Below are 3,636 nucleotides of genomic sequence, written 5' to 3' on the forward strand. Positions count from 1 at the left end.
AGTGCGGCGCGCCTGCTGCGAGTTCCTCGACCACTACCTCGTACCGGAAGCCCTACCCGAACTCATCCGACTGGTCGACGATCCGCATCCTCGGGTTCGACTTTTGGCGCTGCATGCACTCGCGTGTGACCGGTGCAAGGAAGGTGACTGTCGCGCGGAAGAAGAGGCCGTCCTCCCGAAGGCGGTGCGGGTCCTGCGACAAGACCCGTCACCGCACACACGTGCGATGGCGATCGAGGTGATCGGGCGGTTCGTCCACGCGAGTGACGTCGCGTCGCTGGCCGTCGTCGAAGCGGCGACAAGCGACCCCAGTTCGGCCGTCAGGAAGAAGGCCAGTTGGCATGCGCCCGGCGGAACGATTTACACACGGACGGCGCCACGCCCGCCACGGGCGACGAAGTCAACCACCTGACCGTGATCTACCCGCAATGTCGCGCAGTGCGAGCGTAGGCCGGATCTGCCCAGCTATCAAAGCCCCTGCCGGCAGATTCCGCGCATGGGCCGCGCCTGGAGTCGAACCGTCGTACTTCCGTCCATGGCTTTGTAGCGGGGGGGACTTCGATACGGGGGAGCGAGTGTGCAAGCAATGCGGACCGTAAACCGGCGCACCAGCCGCGCGCGAACGCTGACAAGTTTCTCGAGCGATCACACGGCGGCGCGACCTGCCAGCGCCCCGGGGACCTGGAGCTCCTCACGGTTCTCGTAGAGTCGGCGGATCGCCTCCAGGTCGCCGGCGATTGCCGTAGCGCTCGCGTCATCTAGCAGGTCGTCGTAAGCAGCATCGGTCTCGCTTCTGTAGGCGGGTTCCATCTGGGCCCATACGTCCCACGGCAGCATTTCGTCCTTGTTGAGCGCAGCGAAGTCGTACAGAACGCTTCCGCGGACCTCGCCGATCCCCCAGTTCACGCCGCCCATCTTGAACCGGTTCGGATCGAGCTCACCGCTTCGGCACTTCTGCCAGGCCTCGGTGCCGGAAAGGTACTTCGTCCCTGCTGTGGATTCCGACGTGGCCGCCGGATCGCGAGCTCCAAACCAGTCGTCGCCGTACTCCGGATCGAGGCGAGTCCACCTGTCTGTTTCCGGATGCCAGTACTCGATGATCCAGTGGTCTACCCACACGTCTGGCTCGAAGTAACCGGCGAAACCTGCCCGGACACGCGCGGGTGTGCCCGTGTACCGGAGGAGCGCACACGTCAGCGTCGCAAAGTGTCGGCACGTTCCGTGGAGCCGCGTGTCCGCGGGCCGGGCATCCACGAGCGGCGAGGGCTCGAGTGTGACGATCCGCTCGATCATGGCGCGAGCCGGTCGAAGCTGAGGATCGTCTCTGCCTTCGGGAACGGGACGTCCGTCGACGAGGCACCCCCGCACAACGCGCGCGATATCGCCCGGGCCCTCCGGAAGGTCGCGCAAAGCGTCGGGGTTGACGCCGTCGAGGTCCGTGATCGGGCCCGGCGTCACGTAGTAGTCGAACTCCGAGTTCACCCTAAGACTCCGGCAGACGCGAAATTCCCTGTCAAGTCGTGCGACCTGACTGCCAGCCCGAGCCTCTCCAGTTCGACGGTGTGCCGGCGACTTACTCAAGTGTCGCGGCCTCTACGCGACACTCGGCATCGGCGTCACGTTCCTGCTCGCGATCATCACCGTCACCGGCTTCCTCGCCGAGTGCGGAGGGCCGAGAACGATTCGAGGAAGCTGGGCCGCCTGGATTCGAACCAGGACTACCAGGGCCAGAACCTGGCGCGCTGCCGGGTTACGCTACGGCCCACCGTTGCGTGGGACAAATCTAGCATCCCCCGGGACCTCCGCCTGATATGACCCTCCCCCAGCTGGACGATGCAGGCCGTTTGCAACTCGCGAGCCTGCTGGAGGACCTCCCCCAGAACACGATCCCGCTGCACGCCCTCCGGACGGGCAACGGGCGCTTTTACGCAGACGACGCAGCAGCGGCCGTCGAGCCCAGCCTGCTGCCACGCGAGCTCAACGGGTTCGGCCCCCCGGACCGTCTCTGGCGCCTTCTGCGCGGGATCCCGAAGTGGGACTGCGTCTTGGTTGAAAGGGAGGACGCGCGAGAGCTGGGCCGGGTCATCGAGGCCGAGACGGGGGTGTCCGTCCGGTACTTCGACGACGTCGAGTACACGCTCCCGGGCCCGCCACTCGTCCCTCACGATGACCGGGTTCGCGTCCTTGGGCCCGATGACCTGCCCCTGCTGGAGTCCCGTTTCGGTCTGGTCGGAGAGTCAGCCGATGCTGCGCGGCTCCTTCTGGATACCGGACTGGTGGCCGGGGCCTTCGACGAGTCTGGACAACTCGTCGGTCAGGCCAACAACCACGCCCGGACCGATCTCCACGCGGAGATAGGCGTCGGCACCGACGAGGCGGCCCGCGGCCTGGGGCTCGCGACGTCCGCCGCGTCGCTGGTTGCCTCGCTGGTGATGCGGGACGGCCTCGTTCCGGTGTGGAGCACCGGCGAGCACAATGCGGCCTCGAGACGGGTGGCCGAGAAGCTCGGGTTCCAGGAGGTGTGGCGTCGGACGTTCGTCATTCCGGATCGGCCCGTGGCGGCCGGCGCAGTTGGATGAAGCGGCGACCGGACCGGGGGTCGGTGAACGACGAGGTCCGCTCGAACCCCAGGCCCTCGCACAGCCGGATGGCCCGGCAGTTGAACTTCGCCACCGTGACCCGCAATGGCGTGGAGCCGCCCGCCAAGTCGAATGCGGCACTCGCGGCCTGCCGACCGAGCCCGTGCCCAACCAGGTCCGGACGCAGTCCCAGCCCCACGTCCAGGGCGTCGTCCGGGTAGTCGCCACCGGGGACTCGCGCGTCGGGTCCGAAGCAGCAGAACCCGGCGGGCTCCCCCTTGTCGTCCAGCAGGGCGTGGTAGCCGTTGGCAGCATCGAGCAGCGCCGAGGTGTCGTCGTCCCCGTCGTACATCGAGAGATCGCCCCCGTAGCGCCACGAAGCTATGGCTCTGGCACGCTCTTCGGTCATCGGCGCAAAAATCAACCTCGTCACACCAGCGCACCCGCCCTCAAGGCACGGTCAACGGCCCGCGCACGTCGCGCACCGGCACCGCGGTCAGCCTGCCGGTGAAACCGATACTTCGCGGGCAGCCCGCAAGCGGGCCACCGATTCGGCCCGCCCGATGATGTAGATGGACTCGAAAAGGGGCAGCGACACGGTGGTGCCGCTGATCGCGATCCGGATCGGCTGGGGCCCCTTGCGCTTGTGGAGGCCCAGGTCGGCCACCAGCGACTGGATCGCATCCTTGATCGCATCCACCGTCCATGGCTCCAGCGACTCAAGCTTCGTCGCCGTGGCCTCCAGCGTCGCGTCCGCCTGCCCCCCGCTCATGAACTGGTCCCAGGCGTTGGGGTCGATCGGAGGCCGCGCGCTCAGGTAAGAGATCGCCTGCGGGACCTCCGACAGCCTCACGACCCTGGTCTGGATCAGCTCGTGCTCGATCGCGGCCGACAGCGCGTTGGTGTGCGTGTCCGGACAAAGCTCGAGCACGCGCGACCGCAGCTCGTCCGGTGACAGCGCCTTGATGTACTCCTGGTTCATCCAGTCCAGCTTTTGGCGGTCGAAGATCGCACCGTGGGGCTGGACGCGGTCCAGCGTGAACTCCCCCACGAGGCG

At 67.2% G+C, this 3,636-nt stretch carries 5 protein-coding genes and 1 tRNA gene; 2 read left to right on the forward strand and 4 right to left on the reverse strand.

Annotation, left to right across the window (positions count from 1 at the left end; translation table 11 throughout):
* The coding region (locus VNE62_12545; GenBank protein ID HVE93110.1) for a HEAT repeat domain-containing protein at positions 1 to 412 on the forward strand (412 nt) is incomplete at its 5' end.
* Between the two features lie 233 nt (positions 413 to 645).
* Here the strand turns inward: VNE62_12545 and VNE62_12550 are convergent.
* Both VNE62_12550 and VNE62_12555 read right to left on the reverse strand, forming a co-directional pair.
* Positions 646 to 1,482, reverse strand: a complete 837-nt coding sequence (locus tag VNE62_12550; GenBank protein ID HVE93111.1) for a transglutaminase-like domain-containing protein — start codon at positions 1,480 to 1,482, stop codon at positions 646 to 648.
* A gap of 210 nt (positions 1,483 to 1,692) precedes the next feature.
* Positions 1,693 to 1,765: transfer RNA gene (locus VNE62_12555), tRNA-Gln, on the reverse strand.
* Positions 1,766 to 1,811: 46 nt separating this feature from the next.
* Between VNE62_12555 and VNE62_12560 the strand changes: the two genes are divergently transcribed.
* Positions 1,812 to 2,579: a GNAT family N-acetyltransferase gene (locus VNE62_12560; GenBank protein HVE93112.1), complete on the forward strand. Its 768-nt coding sequence runs from the start codon at positions 1,812 to 1,814 to the stop codon at positions 2,577 to 2,579.
* Here the strand turns inward: VNE62_12560 and VNE62_12565 are convergent.
* A complete protein-coding gene (locus tag VNE62_12565) occupies positions 2,539 to 2,988 on the reverse strand; it encodes a GNAT family N-acetyltransferase (GenBank protein HVE93113.1) in 450 nt (149 codons plus the stop codon). The two genes, VNE62_12560 and VNE62_12565, sit on opposite strands and share 41 nt — an antisense overlap.
* Before the next feature lie 87 nt (positions 2,989 to 3,075).
* A partial coding sequence (locus tag VNE62_12570; GenBank protein HVE93114.1) for a glutamate--tRNA ligase occupies positions 3,076 to 3,636 on the reverse strand: 561 nt, incomplete at its 5' end.

The organism is Actinomycetota bacterium, from assembly GCA_035536535.1.
Taxonomy (GTDB): domain Bacteria; phylum Actinomycetota; class JAICYB01; order JAICYB01; family JAICYB01; genus DATLNZ01.

Coding starts and splice junctions, on each gene's coding strand:
- VNE62_12560 (HVE93112.1), top strand. CDS start 1,812: ATGACCCTCCCCCAGCTGGACGATGCAGGCCGTTTGCAACTCGCGAGC.
- VNE62_12565 (HVE93113.1), bottom strand. CDS start 2,988: ATGACCGAAGAGCGTGCCAGAGCCATAGCTTCGTGGCGCTACGGGGGC.